16 protein-coding genes and 2 tRNA genes are annotated in these 18,347 nt (G+C 68.5%); 7 read left to right on the top strand and 11 right to left on the bottom strand.

What is annotated here, in order from left to right; translation table 11 throughout:
- Positions 1-71 precede the first annotated feature (71 nt).
- From OHA11_RS21710 to OHA11_RS21725, 4 genes are all read right to left on the bottom strand, one after another.
- Complete coding sequence (locus tag OHA11_RS21710) at positions 72-338, bottom strand: gas vesicle protein GvpG (RefSeq protein ID WP_266498797.1); 267 nt, start codon at positions 336-338, stop codon at positions 72-74.
- A 15-nt stretch (positions 339-353) separates the two neighbouring features.
- Positions 354-1,067, bottom strand: coding sequence for a GvpL/GvpF family gas vesicle protein (locus tag OHA11_RS21715; RefSeq protein WP_266498799.1), 714 nt, complete (start codon positions 1,065-1,067; stop codon positions 354-356).
- A 10-nt stretch (positions 1,068-1,077) separates the two neighbouring features.
- Complete coding sequence (gene gvpJ, locus OHA11_RS21720; protein ID WP_266498802.1) at positions 1,078-1,494, bottom strand: gas vesicle protein GvpJ; 417 nt, start codon at positions 1,492-1,494, stop codon at positions 1,078-1,080.
- Between the two features lie 172 nt (positions 1,495-1,666).
- Entirely contained in the window at positions 1,667-2,059 is a 393-nt protein-coding gene (locus OHA11_RS21725) for a gas vesicle protein (RefSeq protein ID WP_266498805.1), read from the bottom strand.
- 454 nt (positions 2,060-2,513) lie between these two features.
- On the opposite strand from OHA11_RS21725, the gene OHA11_RS21730 reads away from it, so the two are divergent.
- Positions 2,514-3,446, top strand: a complete 933-nt coding sequence (locus OHA11_RS21730) for a hypothetical protein (protein ID WP_266498807.1) — start codon at positions 2,514-2,516, stop codon at positions 3,444-3,446.
- 183 nt (positions 3,447-3,629) lie between these two features.
- Positions 3,630-4,145: a peptidase inhibitor family I36 protein gene (locus OHA11_RS21735; RefSeq protein WP_266498808.1), complete on the top strand. Its 516-nt coding sequence runs from the start codon at positions 3,630-3,632 to the stop codon at positions 4,143-4,145.
- Positions 4,146-4,235: 90 nt separating this feature from the next.
- Here the strand turns inward: OHA11_RS21735 and OHA11_RS21740 are convergent, their stop codons facing one another.
- The 7 genes from OHA11_RS21740 to OHA11_RS21770 form a co-directional block, all read right to left on the bottom strand.
- Entirely contained in the window at positions 4,236-5,408 is a 1,173-nt protein-coding gene (locus OHA11_RS21740; RefSeq protein ID WP_266498810.1) for a CdaR family transcriptional regulator, read from the bottom strand.
- 188 nt (positions 5,409-5,596) lie between these two features.
- A complete protein-coding gene (locus tag OHA11_RS21745) occupies positions 5,597-6,721 on the bottom strand; it encodes an ABC transporter permease (RefSeq protein WP_266507352.1) in 1,125 nt (374 codons plus the stop codon).
- A 287-nt stretch (positions 6,722-7,008) separates the two neighbouring features.
- On the bottom strand, positions 7,009-7,701 hold the full coding sequence (locus tag OHA11_RS21750; protein WP_266507353.1) for an ABC transporter ATP-binding protein: 693 nt from the start codon (positions 7,699-7,701) through the stop codon (positions 7,009-7,011).
- A gap of 65 nt (positions 7,702-7,766) precedes the next feature.
- Entirely contained in the window at positions 7,767-9,056 is a 1,290-nt protein-coding gene (locus OHA11_RS21755) for a peptidoglycan-binding protein (RefSeq protein WP_266507354.1), read from the bottom strand.
- Positions 9,049-9,315, bottom strand: coding sequence for a hypothetical protein (locus tag OHA11_RS21760; RefSeq protein ID WP_266498812.1), 267 nt, complete (start codon positions 9,313-9,315; stop codon positions 9,049-9,051). Before OHA11_RS21760 ends, OHA11_RS21755 begins: the two co-directional genes overlap by 8 nt.
- Positions 9,302-9,955 (bottom strand): hypothetical protein, encoded by a 654-nt coding sequence (locus OHA11_RS21765; protein WP_266498815.1) that lies wholly within the window; start codon positions 9,953-9,955, stop codon positions 9,302-9,304. The genes OHA11_RS21760 and OHA11_RS21765 overlap by 14 nt, the downstream gene beginning before the upstream one ends.
- Before the next feature lie 275 nt (positions 9,956-10,230).
- Positions 10,231-10,857, bottom strand: coding sequence for a hypothetical protein (locus OHA11_RS21770; protein ID WP_266498817.1), 627 nt, complete (start codon positions 10,855-10,857; stop codon positions 10,231-10,233).
- 192 nt (positions 10,858-11,049) lie between these two features.
- Here OHA11_RS21770 and OHA11_RS21775 point away from each other — a divergent pair, with 192 nt between their 5' ends.
- The 5 genes from OHA11_RS21775 to hrpA all read left to right on the top strand — a co-directional run bounded on the left by OHA11_RS21775 (position 11,050) and on the right by hrpA (position 18,318).
- A complete protein-coding gene (locus tag OHA11_RS21775; RefSeq protein WP_266498818.1) occupies positions 11,050-11,781 on the top strand; it encodes a response regulator transcription factor in 732 nt (243 codons plus the stop codon).
- Complete coding sequence (locus OHA11_RS21780) at positions 11,771-13,657, top strand: HAMP domain-containing sensor histidine kinase (protein WP_323186607.1); 1,887 nt, start codon at positions 11,771-11,773, stop codon at positions 13,655-13,657. The genes OHA11_RS21775 and OHA11_RS21780 overlap by 11 nt, the downstream gene beginning before the upstream one ends.
- Positions 13,658-13,931: 274 nt before the next feature.
- A tRNA-Asp gene (locus OHA11_RS21785) sits at positions 13,932-14,006 on the top strand.
- A 23-nt stretch (positions 14,007-14,029) separates the two neighbouring features.
- A tRNA-Phe gene (locus OHA11_RS21790) sits at positions 14,030-14,103 on the top strand.
- 210 nt (positions 14,104-14,313) lie between these two features.
- Positions 14,314-18,318 carry an ATP-dependent RNA helicase HrpA gene (gene hrpA, locus OHA11_RS21795; protein WP_266498819.1) on the top strand — a complete coding sequence of 1,335 codons (4,005 nt, stop codon included), beginning with the start codon at positions 14,314-14,316 and terminating at the stop codon, positions 18,316-18,318.
- The last annotated feature ends 29 nt before the right edge of the window (positions 18,319-18,347 follow it).

Below are 18,347 nucleotides of genomic sequence, written 5' to 3' on the forward strand. Positions count from 1 at the left end.
GTCCGGTGGCGCGCGGCCTGGGCGCCGGTGGCGGTGCGCCGCTCCATAGGGTCGGTTCGCTCAAGGTCGGTTCACTCAAGGCTGTCCTCCCAGCGCTGTGGGTTCACGGTGGGACGGATGCGTTCGAGCCGATCGAGCAGTTCGTCCTCCCGTCTGTCGAACTCCGCCTGATCGATGTCCCCGGCCAGCAGTGAACCCTCCAGCTCGGCGAGTTCACGATGAAACGGGGTGGGGTCGTAGTACTCGCGTTCCGCCGCGGCCAGGGCCTGATCGAGTGCCCAGACGATTCCGCGTACGGGCCCGAACGGCGCACCGAGCAGGCCGGTCAGCAATCCCATGTGGAGCCCTCCGCCTCACACGAAACTGTACGGCGGCAGCGGCCCGGAGAGTCTGAACTCCACTCCGTGGCCGAAGCCGTCGGCGAGCTTCCGCACGGCGGCCGCGCACTCCTGCGCCCGCTCCCGCTCCACGAGAAGGCTCAGGCTGAAGAAGGCCTCGCCGCTGGGACCTCCCACCGACTCGCGGAAGGCCAGCGGGCGCAGGGCCCGCCGGATCTCCTCTCCGAGCTGAGACTGCCGGGCCTCGACCTCGGCACTGATGATCTCGCCGAGCGCGACACGGTCCTCGTGCGTTCCCTCTCCGGCCCGGGTGAGCGCGTTCAGCCGCCGCGCCTCGTCGTTCTGGCTGAGCACCTCAAGCAGCGCGGTGTCCTGGTCCTGCAGGACCTTGACGTTGAACTCGACGCGGTCCTCGACCGCCCTCAACTGCCCCGTGAACTCCGCTTCGTGCCCGGCGAGTACGTCCCGCACGGCCTCGTCGTCCGCGGCGAGCATGCCGAACCGCATCGGAAGGACCGGCCCGGACTCGCTGAGCGATCGCGTTACTTCCTGATGCATCATCAGATCGCGGCGTTTGGCGCGCAGTTTCCCCGGCGCGTCACTGATGACGGCGGCCACCGATCCGCCGCGGACGACCCGCAGCGGGGCCGGGGTCTCCCCGACCCCCCTGGCGCCGTCGACCGCCAGGGGATGCCCGGCGTCGGTGATGGCGTAGACGTAGACAGTCATGCCTCAGCCCTCAACTCTCGTCCATCCGTTGCGTGGTGGCGCGAATGGGGGCGTCTGCCGGGGCCTCCGCCTGCTGGCCTCCGAGCAGTTTCTGGGATTCGGTCAGCGCGCCCGCACCGACCGTGTGGGGCAGCGCGGACTGGCCCGCGTTCTGGATGACTGCCGGGGCGTCGCCGAAAACGGGGAGGCCGCCGTTGCCCTGGTGCTCCAGGTCGAGGCGGTTGCAGGCCTCGGCGAAGCGCAGATAGGTGTCGACACTGGCGACCACGACGCGTATGTCGACGCGAAGGACCTCGATGCCGATGACCGCGACCCGGATGAACACATCGATCACCAGCCCCCGGTCGAGGATGAGTTCGAGGATGTCGTAGAGTCCGCCATCGGTCTTCTGGGCTCGTGGTGCGGCGTTTTGAGTGATCACGGTCATGGATGTGTTCCCCCTGACTGCCTTTGCGTGGAATGGGCGCAGAGTCCCTGCGCCGTGGGGTTCGGAGCGGCGCGGATCGGTGAGCGCTTACTGCCGGTCGGCGTTTACTGCCTGTTGACGCTTACTGCCCGTCGACGTTTACTGCTCGTCGACGTTTACTGCTCGTCGACGTTTACTGCCGGTTGACTTGACCACGGGGATAGCGGCGGCTGCGCGCGTAACTGATCACGTCGCCGTCCGCGTCCAGTTGGACGATGTACGTAGCCAGCACACTGGTCGAGTCGGGGACCCGCTCCAGCTCCAGCACCTCGACGTTCACCGTCCAGCCGTCCTTGCTGCGGGCGAGCGCGGAGACGGACTCCGTCTCCCGCCCGAGCAGTACGGACAGCTGCTCACGGGCGTTCTGGATCGCGGTCAGGAGGCTGGTCCGCACGGGCACGGCGCGCGGTAGACCCGCGGCGCCTTCCACATTGGCCCGACCAGCCTCGACGCCGCCCCTGTCCGGTGTGTTGTCCGTGTGCTCGCTGATGATCAGGCCCCCGCCCGCATCTTGCCGACGCTGCACTTCGCCTTTCAGACTGGCACTTGGCTACTCCCCTTACCCGGCATCAGTCACGCCACACCTCAGACATCCCCGTTTTTTCGCTCGCGTGACATTTCGACGTCCACGACCGGGCCGCGAATTGGATCACCGGCCCCTGGGATTGCACGTCACAGCCGTTGAGCTGCCCGTGGCACGGCATCTTGCCAGTCATTTGATCAAACCCTTTGATCCAATCCTTTGATCGAAAAGCGCCGCGTGTGTCGGCGAAACCGCTGCCCGAGGCTCGCTGTCCCGTCCGCGCCGGGCGGACGACCAGGCTTCTTCGCACCGCATTGCGCGCAGTGACAAATTGGCGTTCGCCTCGGCGCGGTTGTTCTCGCTTCATCACGAAGGAATCCGCTCCACCGCGCTGAAAACATGGCGGGGCTGTCGCCACTTGGAAGGTCGACACCGACATTGTGCTGCGAGGAGCCAGATGCGGAATTCCAAGGTCCGAAGGAGCAAGCTCCGGCCAATTCGTTCCAGGAATGTGATCGCGGGAGCCGCGGTCCTGTTCCTGGCCGCCACAGTGGGGTGTACGGGTGGGTCCTCGGCGTCTTCCGGCGAGAAGAACCGAAGCGGGAGCACTCCGGTTCTGGTCAGCAGTGTCGACCTGGACCTCCCCCTGGGCGCCTACCTGCTGACACCAAGGCAGGTGAACGACCTCTCCCAGGCCCACAGCAAGCTCGTGGAACGGTGCATGGCCCGTCTCGGTTTCGACAACGCCACCACCGAGCCGGAGGAACTCAAAGCCCCCATGGGGCTGCGTTCCTTGAACGAACGGCGCTACGGGCTCACGAACGCAGAGGAGGCGGCCGACCTGGGCTACCGGTTGGGTGACCGGGACCCCGCGGCTCAGCCGCAACGGGAACCGGGCAAGTGGAGCCCCGCGCAGGCCGACGCCTTGACCGGCGAGGGTGCGGCCACCGTCAACGGACGGCCGGTCCCGAGAGGCGGATGCGTCGGGGAGGCACAGCGAGAGCTGCGGGCAGACAGCCCTGAGCTCACCGACCGCGACCTCGCGCAGCGGTTGTCCACGGACAGCTACAACCGTTCCCGGCAGGACTCCCGGGTGCACGACGTCATAGGCGAGTGGTCCGCCTGCATGGCGAAACGAGGCTTCCACTACGCCGACCCCTTCGAGGCCACGCGAGACCCACGCTTCAGGGGTGCGCTCTCGGCCGCGGAGATCTCGACCGCGACGGCGGATGTCTCCTGCAAGCGGGAGACCAATCTCGTCGGCGTCTGGTCCACCGTCGAGTCCTCCTTCCAGCGATCGCTGGTGAAAAAGCATCACGACAAACTGCAACGGCTACGACGAGCCAATCAGACCGAATCAGCGGCCGCACGAACGGTGCTTCGCCGCTGAGGCCCGTGCCCCTACCGAGGGGCGTACGAAGAAAAGAACACCACGGAACACCAGACACCGGACACCGGACACCGGACACCGGAACACGGGAAACCGGGAAACCGGGAAACCGGGAAACCGGAACACGGGAAACCGGAACACAGGAAACCAACAACCCGATCTTCAGAGAGGGACACCGACACCATGAGACAGAAAGCCAAGGCCACCACATTACGAATGGTCGGCATTGTCGCCGGGCTGATGCTGGCGCTGACCGTCCCATCCACCGCATCAGCGCAGGAAGCCCCCTTCAGCGCCGACACGTCAGGCGGGTTGGGCACGGCAAAGAGCAGCGCGCCGTCACTGAACCAAGGCCGCGGGATCATGGCCGGCAAGGACGGACTGTGCAATCTGGGAGAGTTCTGCCTCTGGTACCAACCGGACTTCGGGGGCGCCCTGATCGACTTCGCAGGAAATGACCCCAACTACTTCGACGACAAGTTCATCGCGTCGGAATTCACCGTAGCCCAGAACACCGGCAGCTTCCTCAACGGAAATCCATACAGCTACGTGCTGGGCTGCATCGACGTGAACTACATGGGGGTCTGTGGATACGCCGATCCGTACGGATCGCCCTACGGCTGGTACGGCAATTTCGTTCCGCAGTTCGACCGGTTGCTCGTGTCGCACTACTTCTTTGGCACAGGCGACCCGGCCTGACCGTCAGAAGGCACGCCGCAGGACGCGTTCGCGTCCTGCGGCGTCGCCGTGCCGACGTCCACCGCTGGTTCTCCACCGAGCGGTGCGCGTTCAGCCCCGCGCGAGTGTCTGGTTCACCACGACGCTCAGGACCCGTATGCCGTGAGTGGAAGCGGGATGGATCCCGATGAGGTCCTGAACACGTTGGAGGCGGTAGTCCAACGTCCGAGGATGGACGTTCAGCGCCTCCGCCGTACGCGCCCGGTTCATATCGTTCCGGTAGTACATGTTCAGTGTGGTGATGAGGTCAGGCCCGTGAGAGAGCCTCCTGCCGAAGTCGCGCAGCCAGTCGGTGGCCTCCGGCAGCCGCGCGACGCCGAGTTCGACGAAGACATCGGCCAGGGTGTGCAGCTGCCGTGGCCGGGCCTGGACCGGGGCCACCCGGCTGACACTCCGCGCTTGGGCGAAGGCGTCGGCCAGCGCACCGACGCAGCCGGCACTCGTGCCGATCGCGCACCCACTCCCCACGGCCTCGGCGGCATCGCGCACCAGGCGGAGCGCCTGGTCCTCCACCATGGCATCGGCCGACTCGCCGGAATTGCCGGGCGTCAGGGCTACCAATTCCTCGGGGGCGTGCCACATGATCGGCATTCTTCGGTGCTGCAGCAGGGCCTGGGTGATCTCCTCACGCCGGGCGTCCGTGGGACGGGCGCGGCCGGGGAAGCGGAGGACGGTCACCAGATAGCGCGGGCTCAGGCGCACGCCGACGCTGTCCGCCAGGCTCGGCGCGGCAGGATCGTCGGCGACGAGAGCTTCCGTCAGCGTACGGACGCGGCCGACAAGGGACACACCCTGCTGCTGCCTCTCCACGTAACCGGACATGTAAGCGTCAGTGCCCCGCGTTCCCTGCGGACCGAACCATCTCATCAGCCGCATGAGATCGTCTCCGTCGCAGGCCTCGGTCGCCTCCTGGATCTCACGCAGCATCAGGCTGGTATGCAGGACGACCAGCCGCTTGTGCGATAACAAGGGCAGCCGCTTCTCGGCCCGCTGTCCCCCCACCGACGCCATCAACGCGAGATCCTCCGCGTCGAGGGGCTGCTCCTGCTCCGCCAGTTCAACGGTCCGGCGCCTCAACCACACGGTGTAGTCCAGCGCCTCCGCCCGAGAACGCATGTCCCGCTCCAGCACGTGGTACTCGTTGATCTCACGCCGGTAGACGTCCACCGCGTGGTGTGCGTTGGCGTCCACTCGTTTCATCAGTTTCGCGAAGAGATTCTCCATGTCACCCTCCGGATCTCACCCTGGTTCGACACGTGTCGCGTGCAACCGGCCCCGCGCGGGCAGGCCTCACGGGTTCGTCCGAACTGCCGTTGCTGGATTGCCCTGTTGTGACGTTTCTCGGCGAATCCGATCGTCGACGGACGCAGCTCTTCGGCAGGGACAGTCACCGTGAGCCCAGCCCGCGTTCGTCAGGTTGTGGCGAGTGCTTCGGTGGGGGTGAGCCGTGAGGCGCGGATGGAGGGGTAGACGCCCGCCGCGATACCGACGAGGAAGGCCCCGCCGATACCTCCGGTGACGGAGGTGAGCGGGATGACGGGCGGCCACCCCTGGTAGGCGGCGTAGCCGAGGGTGGCGAGGGTGCCGAGGAGGGCGCCCGCGAGACCGCCGAGGCTGGAGAGGATCACGGCTTCGACGAGGAACTGGCTGCGGATCTGGGCGCGGTTGGCGCCCAGTGCCCGGCGCAGCCCGATCTCACGGCGGCGTTCCAGCACAGAGATGATCATGGTGTTGGCCACTCCGATCCCGCCGACCAGCAGAGCGACACCGGCCAGGCCGAGGAACAGATCGGAGAAGGCGCTCTCGGTGACGCGCTTGGCGGCGAGGGCGTCGGAGGGGCGGCTGATGCTGACCAGGCCGGGCAGTTGGGGGTAGACGGTCGCGGGGAGGACGGACCGCACGTCCTCGATGGCGTTTTCCCTGGCTTTGACGTAGACCACGGTGGGATGGCCGTCGAAGCCCAGGTACGTGCGTGCGGCGTCCCAGCCGACCAGGACGGACTGTTCGAGGTCGGAGGTGAGCGGCATCGGATCCAGGATGCCGATCACGGTGAACCAGCGGTTGTCGATGTAGACCTGGGGAGCGGTACCGCCCGGACGGATCGTGCCGAAGCCGAGCCAGGCGGCGGCCTGATGGCCCAGGACGACAGTGGGGAAGCGCGCGGTCGAGGCACTGAGGAAACGGCCGGAGGCGACACTGCCGTTGATCGAGGCCAGCAGGTTGTTCTGGGCCGCGAGCACACTGATACCGGCGCTGGCGTTGGGATCCGACCTGTCCGTGCGCTGAACGGTGGTGTGGGTGTTGGCGATGGCGCTCGCCCGGGTCACCGGCCCGATACGGCGGGCCATGGCCGCCGCGTCGGGGGGCAGCAGTACGGGCGGGTCCTGGTTGGGCTGCGGCTGCGCCTTGAGCATGTTGGTGCCGAGCGCGGTCAGCTCGGCGAGCACCGCCTTCTGACTGGACGCCGGAATCCCGGTCACCACGATCATGGTGGCGATGCCGATCGAGATACCCAGGGCAGACAGTGCCGCGCGCATCTTACGGATCCGTACGCCGATCCAGCCCAGCCGCAGGATGTCGCCCGGGGAGAGCCGGACCGAAGCCGTGAGCTGGCCGGCGGCCGCCCCGGTGGCCGCCACGGCGGTGCCCCGTCGGCGGGTGCCCCGGCGGCGGGTGCCCCGGCGGCGGGTGCCCCGGCGGCAAATGCCGCGCCTGTCACCTTTGCGGTACCTGCCGGGAGCTTCGGGGATTTCATGGACTTCGGGGACTTCGAGGGTGTCGGTCTTATCGTCCCCTCGGTACGCGGGGGTGGGGCGGGCGTCGTTCATGTTCGCGTCCTCGGGTGGGCGTCGGCCACGATCCGGCCGTCGCGGATCTCCACCCGGCGGGGCAACCGGGCCGCGATGTCGCGGTCGTGGGTGATGATGGCGATGGTGGTTCCCTCTTGGTTGAGCTTCACCAGCAGCTCCAGTACCGCCCGCCCGTTGACGGTGTCCAGGGCGCCGGTGGGCTCGTCCGCCAGGACGAGGGCCGGGCTGTTGACCAGTGCGCGGGCGATCGCGACGCGTTGGCGTTCACCGCCGGACAGCTGGTGCGGGGCGTGGCCGGTGCGGTGGGCCAGGCCGACCCGGGCGAGGGCCTCGCGGGCCAGCGGCAGCCGACGGCGGCGGGGTACCCCGGCGTACAGCAGCCCGGTGGCGACGTTCTCGGCGGCGCTGAGCCCCTCGGTGAGGTGGAACTGCTGGAAGACGAACCCCAGCCAACGGCCCCTGAGCACCGACAGCCGCCGGTCGGACAGCCCCGCGACGTCCTGGCCCGCGACCTCGACGGTGCCGCTGGAGGGCAGATCCAGGGTGCCCATGATGTTCAGCAGCGTCGACTTGCCCGAACCCGACGGCCCGAGGATGGCCAGCAGTTCCCCCTGCCCGATCGTCAGCGACACATCGTCCAGGGCGGTCACTCCGCCCGGGTAGGACTTGGTCGCCCGCTCCACCCGCAGCACCGGCCCGCCCGGCAGGGACGGCGACGGGAGCGGAAGCGTCGACGGGACCAAGGACGGGAGCGGGGGCGAGGACGGGCCGTTCACGAGGCGGTCTCCACCCGCAGGCCGGGCGTGACACCGGTGCCGCTGACCTCGACCATGCCGTCGGCGAACAGACCGGTCTTCACCTCCAGCAGAGTGCCGTTCGGACGCTGCACCGCGTAGCCTCCCCCGCGCAGCGCCACCAGCGCCGTGACCGGGACCGCCAGCACCCCGCGACGGGTCGCCGTCGCGAAACGGACCTGCACCGGGGCGGAGTCCAGCTTCGCCACGTCGCCGGGACGCACCGGCGTGACGGTGACGTTCAGCTTCGGCGGTTCCTCGTTACCGGTCGGCTGCTCCGCGGTCTCCTGCACGGTCTGGCTGATCGCTGTGACGGTGGCCGGGATCTCCTTGGCGTCGGGCAGCTCGACCGTCACCCGGGCACCCGAGGTGATTCCCCCCACGTCCGTGGCGTTCACCGAGACCGTGATCGCCTTGCCGGTCGAGGTCACCGACATCAGCGGCTCCGCGACCGGGTCGCCCAGCCGCGCCTGGACCGCGTTGACCCGGACCCGCCCGGGCAGCACCACGATCTGCTCGGCGCCGAGGGTCCCGGTCGCCTTCATTCCGACGTACCTCTGCCAGCGCTTCACGGCCGCGGCCAGCGTCGGCGTGTACACAGAGCCCGCCGAGGAGGACGGCACGGCACCGACGTCGTAGCCCAGCGCCCGCAGATTGTCCGCGACGACGGTCACATCCCGTCCCCGGGGCCCGTTCACAGACCGCCGCTGCCCACCGTCATCAGTCGGCACGGCCGCCTTGTCAGGAACGGCAGGACTGCCCGAGGCGGCAGGACTGCCCGAGGCGGCCGAGTCGGCAGGAGCGGTCCGGTCGGCACCAGCCTTCGAGTCGGCAGGGCCGGCAGGGTCGGCAGAACCAGTCGGGCCGGTCGGACCGGTCGAGGCCGGCACCCGCAACGTACGGAACATCGGGGTGTCCCCGTAGAACACCACCACCGGCTGGTCGTCCGCCCGGTACAGCACATGCCCACGGGCCACGGTGGTGCCCACGGCGGGCAGTTTGGTGACCACTGCCTCCGCCGTTCCCTTCACCGGCGTCTGTACGCCGAAACCCAGCGTGCCCTGCAGTGTCTGGCTGTCCGACAGATCGGTCTTGGTCACCGTCGTGGTACTCACCCTGACCTTCGCGGCCTTGTCCACGGCCGGCTTCGACGTATGCCCGCCGAACACCAACACCCCGGACAGCGCACCCGTGGCGGTCAGGGCCGCCACGACGGCCGCGATCCACTTACGGTTCCTGCCCCGGGGGGCATCCTCGGCGCTACCCATCGTTGTCACCGTGAGTTTTCTCCTTGCAGTTCTTCTCGATCAGCATCATTTCGGTGGCGCTCATGTCGGACCCGCCGGTATAGGTCCAACCCCCGCCGGAGGCGGCCCGCACCGTGATGCCACGGTCGGCCAGACACGCCCGCCACGCCTTCGCGCCGTCGTCGCCGTCGTCTCCGTCACGGCCGCTGCCGGACCCGCAGGCACCGAGGCTGACCGCGCAGGCCAGCGCGACCAGCGCGGCGCCGCTACTTCTTGCCACCGAAGGCCGCCAGCTCGCAGTCGCGTACGATCTTGGGCTGCTGGTCGTCGGGGACACCTGAGCCCGAATCGTCGTCGTAGGTCCAGGTGAGCCCGTTTCTGCCGGCGCTGTTGTCCTCGGTGAGATGCACCCGCATCCCGTGATCCCGAAGACACTTCACGTTGGCAACCCAGTCGTCCCGGTAGTGCGGGTTCCGCTCCGGATCCAGTTCCGGTGCCCCGAGCGGCAGTTTGTTCCTGCACGCCTTCGCCGCCGACTGCGGTATCGGATCGGCCACGCCCGGCCGCCAGCCGGGCTTCTTGGGTCCCTCCCGTTCGACGGGCTTGGTGTAGTGGGCACCGTGCTTGACCAGGCACGCGTTCCACGCGTAAATCAGCACCTGACGCTCCTGGTCGGTCATGTCCAGCCGCATCTGAGGGCGGCCCGAGGACGTCTCGGCCTCATCCGAACCGCCGCCACCCTTCGACGCCGACGCCGACGCGGAAGGAGCCCCGGAACTCGGCAGCGAGGCCACCTCCTTCGTGCCGGATGCCGTCTCGTCTCCACCACTGCCGCCGCACGCGGTGAGTACCAGCAGACAGACCACTGGCGCGGCCCGGGCGGCAGAGACTCCCCAGGAGATGGTGCGATGTGCTGACATATCGGGTCCTCGAATCGTCGATGGTCGCTGATCGGCCGACCGCCGGGCATGGCTTTCCACGCGACGACGTACGTGACGGCGTATGGGTGGCCTATGCAGTGGCGTACGTGACTGCCTGCGCGATGGCCTGGTTACGGAGGTGCCGGTGAGGTCAGTGGCCGACGGCGGCGCCGGGCGAGGCCATGTCGGGGGAGGCCGTGTCGGGTGCTACCACCGGACCAGCGCCCGGATCACCCGGTGACTTGATCGCCGCGGCACCGCCCGTGCCCGCGCTGTCATTTCCCCTTGAACGCTTCCAGCTCACACGCCTTGGCGATCTGCTCGTCGCCGTCGCCCACCGTCTTCTCCGAGCCGTCGTAGTTCCAACTGAGGCCATTGGCGTGCACGCTGGTGTCGGCCACGAGGCGCACGTGCATGCCGCGCTTTTTCATGCACCGCAGCTGGGCGAGCATGTCGTCCCGGTACTTCGGATTCCTGGAGGGGTCCAGTTCGGGCGGCCCGAGCGGCAGCCTGCCCGTGCACGCGTTCTTCGCCGACTGGGGCACCGGATCTTCCACGCTTCGCAGAGGCCCCTTGGGGCCTGTCTTCGACCAGTTCTCCAGGGTCGCCTTCGACCACCGGGCCCCGTGCCGCGCCAGGCACTCGTTCCAGGCGTTGATGAGCGCCTTCCGCCTGGCCGGGGTGTCGTCGAGACGCATCTGGGGGCGATTCGCCCGATCCGCGTCGGCGTTCCTGCCGCCGGCGTTCGTGGCGCTCTCGCCACCTGCGTCCGTACCGCTCGTGCCGCCTGTGGCGGGGGCCGAAGCGTTGTGCGTCGGGATCGAGGCGACCTGCGGCTTCGCCGCATCGCCACCGCCGCACGCGGTGAGCGTGAGGAGGGCGGCGGCCGCCAAGGCGGCCAATGCCGCTCCACGTACCCCACGCACCCCACGTACAGCCGGACCTGACGTCCGGCGTGTGGAAGAAGTCATGGCGCGGACACTAGGAAAGGAATGTCGGAAAACTATCGGGAAGTTGTGGGGAAGCTGCTCCTTCGGCCTCAGAGGACTCCGCGCACGGTACGGCGAGGCTCGGGACTGCTTAGTCTCGTCGTCATGTGCGCACACATACTGGTGGCGGAGGACGACGTACTGCAGGCCGCCCTGGTCCGCCGTTGTCTCGAAAGCGAGAACCACCGCGTCGTGATCGTCACGGACGGCAGAGCCGCGATCGAGGCGGCCCGCCAGGATCCGCCCGACCTTCTCGTCCTCGACGTGATGATGCCCAGGATCGACGGCCTCGACGTGTGCCGCGTACTGCGCGCCGAGTCCGATCTGCCGATGCTGATGCTGACGGCCCGTGCCGCCGAGGACGATCTGCTGCTCGGCCTCGACCTGGGCGCGGACGACTACATGACCAAGCCGTTCAGCCCTCCCGAGCTGATGGCACGCGTCCGCACGCTGCTGCGCAGGGCGGGCAGGACGGCCACCCCGCCCGATCCGGTCCTGAGGGTCGGTGCGCTCGCGGTCGATCCGGAACGGCACGAGGTCACCGTCGACGGCCTCCTCGTCGACTGCACGCCCGGAGAGTTCCAGCTGCTCGCCCTGCTGGCCGCCGAGCCGGGAAGGGTGTTCTCCCGCCAGCAGATCATCAGCCGTCAGTACGGCATCGACGGGAGCCTCACCGCCCGCGCGGTGGACGGGCACGTGATGAACCTGCGCCGGAAGATCGAGCCTGTCCCACGCCGCCCGGTCAGGCTGATCACGGTGTACGGCGTCGGATACAAACTCGTGAACGGCGAGGCCGCCGCGCGCAGGCAGGACAGGGACGGGTCACGTGAAGAGTGACGTGCCCCTGCGCAGCAGTCTTCTGCTGAAGCTGATGGCACTGTCCATGCTGGTCACGGCATGCTCGATCATCGCCACCGCCTGGCTGACGGTCCACAGCACGGCCGTCGCCATCCGGCAGGAACAGGGGCAGGTGCTCGACGGCGAGCACAAGATCTACGACACCCTGCTCGGATACGCCGCGACCCATCACGACTGGCGCGGCGCCGGTCCTCTGGTCAAGCGCCTGGCCGAGCAGAACGGGCAGCGCATCACCCTCACCGACACCAGCCGCAGACCCCTTGTCGACTCGGCTCCCGCCGCCGAGGCCAAGGAACAACCGCTGCCCGCCGAGGCGTCCACGACCGTCGACCCGCTCGCCGTCGACAAGGTCCCGGGCACCGGCAGGACCGCGAAGGCAGCGGCGGACGTTCCCTGCACATCAGCAGAATCGGCTGAACCGGGCCTCGGGTGCAGGACCGCCAACGGCTCGCCGCCAGCGCCGGCAACCGGCTCCATCGATCCTCGCGCCGTCGGCCCGTTCCTCCTGAAACGGGACGAGCGAAGGATTCAGAACATACGGGTGGCCAAAGCCGCCAACTGCCTGCGCGAGGAAGGGTGGAACGTGGGCATCACGGAACGCCCCACCGGCCGGTCGGTCATCGAGATCCCGGCGCCCGAGATACCCCTGCCGGACATGTGCGGCGTCAAGATGGTGGACCTGCCGCTGCCGACCGAGGCAGACGCGCTCAAGCAACTCGACAAGCTGGTGGCTGCCTGCCTGACCCGTCAGGGCGCGCCCGCCGTCTCGATGAACCTCGACATGTCCTGGTCCCAGAAGACCAAGAAGGTCGGGCCCGCGAACTACCAGACGGTCTCCTCCTGCGTGGACACCGGCCGCAAGGAGCAGCTCCTGCCCTACGTGACCGTTCCCGCGCTGCTGTTCCTCGGCCGTCCCGCACAGACCACGTCGACGTTCCTCGACCTGTCGCCCACCAACCGCGCCCGGATCGCCGGCGTCACGGCCCTGGTGCTGCTGGTCACCACCCTGTTCACCGCCGTGGCCGGCCTCAGGATGGTCAGACCGCTGCGGGCGCTGGTGACGGCCACGCGCCGGATGACGGCCGGAGATCTGTCGACCCGCGTCAGGATCGGGGCCAACGACGAGATCGGCAGCGTGGCCACGGCGTTCAACGCGATGTCCGAACAGCGCGAGCGGTCGGAGAAGTTGCGCAGGTCGATGGTGAGTGACGTCGCTCACGAGCTGCGTACGCCCCTGAGCAACATCCGCGGCTGGCTGGAAGCGGCCGAGCACGGTATCGCGGTGCCCGACCAGGCACTGCTGTCGGCCCTGGTGGGCGAGGCGGTCGTGCTCCAGCACATCATCGACGATCTGCGGGACCTGTCCGCGGCCGACGCCGGCGAGCTGCGTCTCATGAGGGAACGCGTGGACATCGCCGACCTGCTCGACCAGGTCGCCACCGCGCACCAGGGGAACGCGAAGGAGGCGGGCCTTCGCCTGGAGACCCGGTGCGTGGACTACCCGGAGGCGGTGGCCGACCCGGTGCGGCTGCGACAGGCCATCGGCAATCTCGTGTCCAACGCGGTCCGGTACTCGCGGCCCGGCGGGCACGTCACCCTGTCGGCCCGTACCGAGGACGGGCAGGTGGTCGTCGAGGTGGCCGACACCGGGGACGGCATCGCGCCGGAGGACGTGCCCCGGCTGTTCGACCGCTTCTGGCGGGCCGAGGGATCACGCAGCCGGCAGACCGGCGGCAGCGGACTCGGCCTGTCCATCGTCCGCAAGCTGGCCGAGGCGCACGGCGGAACGGCGACGGCCAGGAGCACCCTGGGCGTCGGCTCCGTCTTCACCCTGCGCATTCCCGTCGAACCGTGACGTGCGAACCCCCTGCCCAGGGGGCTGCGGGCCGCTCGTCGGGTGCGCTGAGCACGCCCCGTGGTCTGATACGCTTTTCCAGCGACATCGGCCCGCAAGAAAGCCTCAAACCGGCCACTGGGAACCACCAGTCCGGCGGCGGCGAGGCAGTCCGACTGTCGCAGTGAGCGTCAGCTCACGACGGGATGAAGACTTCGCGGGACGTTCTGCGACGATAAGAATCCCGTTGGGAGCACGCAATCCCGTGTGCAAGACTGTTCGCACACAACAGCTTGGTCCTGTGGAGCAGTTTGGAGTGCTCGCCACCCTGTCAAGGTGGAGGCCGCGGGTTCAAATCCCGTCAGGACCGCTGAGATTCCTCGCGAATCTCGCGGCTGGGTAGCTCAGTTGGTACGAGCGACCGCCTGAAAAGCGGTAGGTCGCCGGTTCGACCCCGGCCCCAGCCACAGCACAGGCCCCGATCCCCGGATCGGGGCCTTGTTGTATGCCACGCACGCCCCGGCCGTACGCCGCGTCGCCCGGCGCCGTATGCCGTTTCGTTCGCCGCTTCGCATGCCACGTTGCCCGTCGCGGTGTGCACCGCGGTGCACACCGCGTTGCACACCGCGCAAAAGCGTTCGCCCCTCGTTTCTCCGAGGTGAGATCCTGGGGAGCGTATGTCTACGCATCCTGCCCCCGCCCTCGGCGATCTCGCCCCCCGTCTGGCCGAGCTGTCACTGCGCGACGCGCACCGGCTCGGGCGCAGGCTCGAAGGCGCGCGCCGGATCCGCAAGCCCGAGGCCCGGGCCGCCGTCACCGCCGAGATCGAGGCGGAGGTCACCAAGGCCGCGATCCGCATGGCCGAGCGGCGCACCCGTGTGCCCGCGATCACCTACCCCGAGCAGCTCCCGGTCAGCCAGAAGAAGGACGACATCGCGGCGGCCATCCGTGATCACCAGGTCGTCATCGTCGCCGGCGAGACCGGTTCCGGTAAGACGACCCAGATCCCCAAGATCTGTATGGAACTCGGCCGTGGCGTCCGCGGCATGATCGGCCACACCCAGCCCCGCCGTATCGCCGCCCGGACCGTCGCCGAGCGCGTCGCGGACGAGCTCGACGTCCCGCTCGGCGAGGCCGTCGGCTGGAAGGTGCGCTTCACCGACCAGGTGAACCCGGACGGCACCTTCGTGAAGCTGATGACGGACGGCATCCTGCTGGCCGAGATCCAGACGGACCGCGAACTGCTCGCGTACGACACGATCATCATCGACGAGGCCCACGAGCGGTCCCTGAACATCGACTTCCTGCTGGGCTACCTCGCCCAGCTGCTGCCCAAGCGGCCGGACCTCAAGGTCGTCATCACTTCCGCGACCATCGATCCCGAACGCTTCTCCCGCCACTTCGGGGACGCCCCGATCGTCGAGGTCAGCGGCCGTACGTACCCCGTCGAGGTCCGCTACCGCCCGCTCCTCGAAGAGGAGGGCGACGACTCCGACCGCGACCAGATCACCGCGATCTGCGACGCCGTCGAGGAGCTCCAGGGCGAGGGCAAGGGCGACATCCTGGTCTTCCTCTCGGGCGAGCGCGAGATCCGCGACACGGCGGACGCGCTGACGAAGAAGAACTACCGCTTCACGGAGGTCCTCCCCCTCTACGCGCGCCTCTCGCACGCCGAGCAGCACCGCGCCTTCCAGCCGCACACCGGCCGCAGGATCGTTCTCGCGACCAACGTCGCCGAGACCTCCCTCACCGTCCCGGGCATCAAGTACGTGATCGACCCGGGCACGGCCCGTATCTCCAGATACAGCCACCGTACGAAGGTCCAGCGGCTCCCGATCGAGCCGGTCTCGCAGGCCAGCGCCAACCAGCGCAAGGGCCGCTGCGGCCGGACCAGCGACGGCATCTGCGTCCGCCTCTACTCCGAGGACGACTTCCTCGCCCGCCCGGAGTTCACCGACGCCGAGATCCTCCGTACGAACCTGGCGTCCGTCATCCTCCAGATGACCGCGGCCGGTCTCGGCGACATCGAGAAGTTCCCGTTCATCGACCCGCCGGACCACCGCAACATCCGCGACGGCGTCCAACTCCTCCAGGAACTGGGCGCGTTGGACCCGGCCCAGAAGGACGTACGCAAGCGGCTCACGGACAGCGGCCGCAAGCTCGCCCAGCTGCCCGTGGACCCGCGCCTGGCCCGGATGGTCCTGGAGGCCGACAAGAACGGCTGCGTACGCGAGGTCATGGTGATCGCGGCCGCGCTGTCCATCCAGGACCCGCGCGAGCGCCCGGCGGAAAAACAGGCGCAGGCGGACCAGCAGCACGCCCGCTTCAAGGACGAGACGTCCGACTTCCTCGCGTATCTCAACCTCTGGCGGTACGTGCGCGAGCAGCAGAAGGAGCGCGGCTCGTCGTCCTTCCGCCGCATGTGCAAGCAGGAGTACCTGAACTTCCTGCGGATCCGCGAGTGGCAGGACATCTACACGCAGCTGCGGACCGTCGCCAAGCAGATGGGCATCCATCCGGAGGAGCCTCCGGCGGGTACTGCCGCCCCCGAGCAGCAGGTCCATCTCTCCCTGCTCGCCGGCCTGCTCTCCCACATCGGCATGAAGGACGTGAAGGAGGCAGGGGGCGAGGGCGGGAGGAACACCGGGAAGAACGAGTATCTGGGCGCGCGCAACGCCAAGTTCGCGATCTTCCCCGGCTCGGCCCTCTTCAAGAAGCCCCCGCGCTTCGTGATGTCCGCCGAGCTCGTCGAGACCTCCCGCCTCTGGGCCCGGGTCAACGCGAAGATCGAGCCCGAGTGGGTCGAACCGCTCGCGGAACACCTGCTGAAGCGCACGTACAGCGAACCGCACTGGGAGAAGGACCAGGCCGCGGTGATGGCGTACGAGAAGGTCACGTTGTACGGCGTGCCGATCGTCGCCCAGCGGAAGGTCAACTACGGGCGGATCGATCCGGAGGCCAGCCGCGAGCTTTTCATTCGCAACGCCCTGGTCGAGGGCGACTGGCGTACGCACCACAAGTTCTTCGCGGACAACCGCAAACTCCTCACCGAGGTCGAGGAGTTGGAGCACCGCGCCCGGCGCCGCGACATTCTCGTGGACGACGAGACGCTGTTCGACTTCTACGACCAGCGGGTGCCCGAGCACGTCGTGTCGGGCGCGCACTTCGACTCCTGGTGGAAGCACAAGCGCCACGAAGAGCCAGAACTGCTCGACTTCGAGCGGTCGATGCTCATCAACGAACGGGCCGGGGATGTCAGCAAGGACGACTATCCGGACACGTGGCGCCAGGGCCCGCTGAAGTTCCGGGTGACCTATCAATTCGAGCCAGGTGCGGACGCGGACGGCGTGACCGTCCACGTCCCGCTCCAGGTGCTGAACCAGGTCACGGACGAGGGCTTCGACTGGCAGATCCCGGGGCTGCGGGACCAGGTCGTGACGGAGCTGATCCGTTCCCTCCCGAAGCCGATCCGGCGGAACTACGTCCCCGCCCCCGACTTCGCGCAACGGTTCCTGGACCGGGCGGTGCCCCTCCAAGAGCCGCTGTCCACGACGATGGCGCGCGAGCTGAAGCGCATGGTCGGGGTGGAGCTGACGGCCGACGACTTCGACTGGTCCCGGATCCCCGACCACCTGAAGATCACGTTCCGGATCGTCGACGAGCGGCGGCGCAAGCTGGCCGAGGACAAGGACCTGGAGGCCCTGAAGCTGCGCCTGCGGCCGAAGGCGCGCCAGGCCATCTCGCAGGCCGCGGCGGCCACGGCCGAGCGGCAGGGCGGCGAGTCCCTGGAACGCAAGGGCCTCACGGACTGGTCCATCGGCTCCCTCACCCGCGTCTTCGAGACGCGTCGGGCCGGCCAGCCGGTGAAGGCGTATCCGGCCCTGGTCGACGACGGAGCGACGGCGACCGGACCGACGACGGCCACCGTGTCCGTACGCCTCTTCGACACCGAGGCCGAGCAGCAGCAGGCCATGTGGAAGGGCACGCGGCGGCTCATCCTGCTGGGCATCCCGGTGAACCCGGCGAAGTTCGCCTCGGACAAGCTCACGAACGCGCACAAGCTGGCCCTGTCCGCGAACCCGCACGGCTCGGTCCAGGCCCTCTTCGACGACTGCGCGACGGCCGCCGCCGACAAGCTGATCGCCGACTTCGGCGGCCCGGCCTGGGACGAGGAGTCGTACCGCAAGCTGTACGAGAAGGTGCGCGCGGAGATCGTCGACACCACGGTCCGTACGGTCGACCAGGTCCAGCAGGTCCTGGCGGCCTGGCAGGCCTGTGAGCGCCGCCTGAAGGGCGTACGGAGTCCGGTGCTGCTCGCGAACCTCACGGACGTACGCAAGCAGCTGGACGCCCTCGTGAAGCCCGGCTTCGTGACGGAGACGGGTCTGCGGCGGCTGCCGGACCTGATGCGCTACCTGGTGGCCGCGGACCGCCGGCTCCAGCAGATGCCGACGAACGTCCAGCGGGACACCAGCCGCATGGAGAAGGTCCACGAGATGCAGGACGAGTACGCCTGGCTCCTGGAGCAGATGCCGCAGGGGCGTCCCGTCCCGTCCTCGGTCCTGGACATCCGCTGGATGATCGAGGAGCTGCGCGTCAGCTACTTCGCGCACGCTCTGGGCACGGCGTACCCCGTCTCCGACAAGCGCATCGTGAAGGCCATCGACGCCGCTGTCCCGTAACGGCGCCCGCACAGTGGGTGAGTTCGCTC

This window comes from Streptomyces sp. NBC_00878 (assembly GCF_026341515.1).
GTDB lineage: Bacteria > Actinomycetota > Actinomycetes > Streptomycetales > Streptomycetaceae > Streptomyces.

Bases quoted from the DNA above. Each gene is read 5' to 3' on its own strand.
- OHA11_RS21710 (WP_266498797.1), bottom strand. From the start codon at position 338: ATGGGATTGCTGACCGGCCTGCTCGGTGCGCCGTTCGGGCCCGTACGC.
- OHA11_RS21715 (WP_266498799.1), bottom strand. From the start codon at position 1,067: ATGACTGTCTACGTCTACGCCATCACCGACGCCGGGCATCCCCTGGCG.
- gvpJ (WP_266498802.1), bottom strand. From the start codon at position 1,494: ATGACCGTGATCACTCAAAACGCCGCACCACGAGCCCAGAAGACCGAT.
- OHA11_RS21730 (WP_266498807.1), top strand. From the start codon at position 2,514: ATGCGGAATTCCAAGGTCCGAAGGAGCAAGCTCCGGCCAATTCGTTCC.
- OHA11_RS21735 (WP_266498808.1), top strand. From the start codon at position 3,630: ATGAGACAGAAAGCCAAGGCCACCACATTACGAATGGTCGGCATTGTC.
- OHA11_RS21740 (WP_266498810.1), bottom strand. From the start codon at position 5,408: ATGGAGAATCTCTTCGCGAAACTGATGAAACGAGTGGACGCCAACGCA.
- OHA11_RS21745 (WP_266507352.1), bottom strand. From the start codon at position 6,721: ATGCGCGCGGCACTGTCTGCCCTGGGTATCTCGATCGGCATCGCCACC.
- OHA11_RS21755 (WP_266507354.1), bottom strand. From the start codon at position 9,056: ATGGGTAGCGCCGAGGATGCCCCCCGGGGCAGGAACCGTAAGTGGATC.
- OHA11_RS21765 (WP_266498815.1), bottom strand. From the start codon at position 9,955: ATGTCAGCACATCGCACCATCTCCTGGGGAGTCTCTGCCGCCCGGGCC.
- OHA11_RS21775 (WP_266498818.1), top strand. From the start codon at position 11,050: ATGTGCGCACACATACTGGTGGCGGAGGACGACGTACTGCAGGCCGCC.
- hrpA (WP_266498819.1), top strand. From the start codon at position 14,314: ATGTCTACGCATCCTGCCCCCGCCCTCGGCGATCTCGCCCCCCGTCTG.